Genomic DNA, 2,325 nt, shown 5'->3' on the forward strand with positions numbered 1-2,325 from the left:
ATTTTTTGAGATATACTAAAGGCATTATTCTCGCTAGTAAAAAAGCTGTTTAGATACCTGCGGACAGTTCTGTCTGACACCTCTAGTATTTCCGCAACTTCTCTAGTTGTATAGACACGTTCTTTACTCATTTTCATTTAAGTAATCTTCATTAATAATATATCTCAGATACTTTGGTTGCTCTTCTTTAGGCATTTTCTTAACGGTAGTTTCTAATCGCTTATAACAATGCTTCATTTTGTCTAAATCAAGCCTTAAAGCAGTCATTGTTTTACCTACAAATTCGTTGTTTTTCGGCTTTCTTTTCGTGTCAAATATTCGATGTAATTCTGTTCTGACAATATAATCAATATCATCGTTTGATAGGTGTTCAGTGCCTTTTGCTTTTGATATTACTTTAAAACGTAAAGACTCCACAGAACGACCTTTTTTAAACTCTGAATATTCAAAATAAACATCAGATTGACCTTTGTTGTACAGTTCTTTTAGTTCTTTATAAGCTACTTCTAGAACGTTCTTTTTGAGAGTTGCATATTTCACATATTTACTCTCAAGTACGAGCTGAGATCGTAAATCAGTAATGGTTATATTAAACCCTCCTGCTTGTCGCCACTGGCAGCAGTACTCGTAAAATCGTTGCGACCATTTACTCTTTAAACTCATAGCGACTAAAGAGCTGTATTCAGTAAATCTACTAGTAAGTTCTACAAAAAAAGGTAAAATCATATGCGAAACTTGAAATTCAATTTCTCCTCCGCGTTTCCAATTACCGTAATTAATAAAGCCTACTTCAAACCATTCGTGAAGCTCATGATCCTCTGGATATTCGTTCTGCCATTCAAAAGAGCGCAAACGCATACTTTTCAAAGCCTTCTTGATTTTATCGGTATTTGTTTCATTCAAGTCTTTACGAAGCGCAGCAGAAGATGTTCTTACTATTAAATCATTGAATAATGTAGTGCTTCCTGATTTATTCACCACAAATCTATTCCTAACTTCCCGAAGCAAAAGATACATTATACGTTTCTCTAAAAGACTAAGTTCATAACGAGCAGTCGTAATTCTATTATCCTGGACTAAAACAGTTTCTTTCATATCTCAAAGAAAGTAAAAAATATAATGCTTTCCAAAGCATACTATTAAAACGTATGCAAAAACTTTCCTTTCGTATGCAAAAACTTTCCTTTCGTATGCAAAAACTTTCCCTAGCCTTTCGGAAGGCCTGTAAACACTGGAACTCCCAAGCCTTAAAAAAGGTACTAAAACTTACTAAAAACCTTAAAGGTAAAAACGGCATATAATTACTCTAAAAAAAAGAGTTTTTAAGGGAAATTTTTTTAGTAAAAATTTCAGCTATTTTGAGTAAGCTGTTTTCGAGGTTACCACCTCGAGCTCCGTTTGATTTTGAAAAAGAAAATGGAATCGGTATAAAGTAAACCAGGGCCCGGAATTAAGTATTTTTAAGCCGTTTTTAAGCCGGTATATGATAGATATTTATTTTTACACCCATTTGGTGAGCTGGAAAAATAAAGCTCTTAAAACGGCTTAAAATGAGTTAGCCGAAACGTGTCCTATTTTAAAATTCATAAAAATTGAACTTTTGTATTCCACATGTATTTATAGTAAAACCATAAATAAAATATAAAACCAAAAACAATGGAAGAAATACAACAAATAGTAGAATTAGCAAAGGACATTTTAGATGTTATTATGGAATATAAAATGCTTATAATAAAACTTCCTGCAGGAAAAAAACAAAAGGGAAAAAAGAGGCGCAAATCTTAGTGGGGGAGGGGCTTATATTTTTAAAAGAGTAATATATTTGTTTTTTTAGCAAGGTGTGTTTAGAGTACCCTCTAAACTTTAAAACGATGTTTTAAACCTTGCTGAAAATAAATTTTCAGGGGAACACTCCAGAGTCGTTTTTTTCTTGTTTTGTAAAAAAGAATTAAGATTTTTTCCCCCTTAGTTTTCTTTATCGAATCCCTTACTTTTTGCTTCTAAGAGATTTCTTTCTCTTAGAGAAAGAAGTACATTTTCGAGTTGTCTATTTTGACTTTCAGCAGACTTTTTGTGGTATTCTAATTCGTTCAAAATAGTTTTAATGTAATCCTTTAATATTGGGTATTCTGATAAGCGTTTATAAAACTCGTCATACTCTGATTGAGTAAACTCTTGGACAACTATGTCCGAATCTGTCCGCAGATGTTCATTTTTTAGCACATCAACCATTTTTTGAGATATACTAAAGGCATTATTCTCGCTAGTAAAAAAGCTGTTTAGATACCTGCGGACAGTTCTGTCTGACACCTCTAGTATTTCCGC

General features: G+C 32.7%; 3 protein-coding genes. All 3 read right to left on the bottom strand.

Annotation, left to right across the window (positions count from 1 at the left end; all coding sequences use genetic code 11):
- Positions 1–137, bottom strand: a 137-nt coding sequence (locus ACIGBM_RS13450) for a helix-turn-helix domain-containing protein (protein WP_397478082.1), incomplete at its 3' end; no start/stop codon positions are given.
- Positions 124–1,095, bottom strand: coding sequence for a replication initiation protein (locus ACIGBM_RS13455; RefSeq protein WP_397478080.1), 972 nt, complete (start codon positions 1,093–1,095; stop codon positions 124–126). The genes ACIGBM_RS13450 and ACIGBM_RS13455, both read right to left, overlap by 14 nt.
- Before the next feature lie 870 nt (positions 1,096–1,965).
- The coding region (locus ACIGBM_RS13460; protein ID WP_397478081.1) for a hypothetical protein at positions 1,966–2,325 on the bottom strand (360 nt) is incomplete at its 5' end.

Source organism: Psychrobacter sp. NPDC077938 (genome assembly GCF_044542635.1).
Lineage (GTDB): Bacteria > Pseudomonadota > Gammaproteobacteria > Pseudomonadales > Moraxellaceae > Psychrobacter.

Coding starts and splice junctions, on each gene's coding strand:
- ACIGBM_RS13455 (WP_397478080.1), bottom strand. CDS start 1,095: ATGAAAGAAACTGTTTTAGTCCAGGATAATAGAATTACGACTGCTCGT.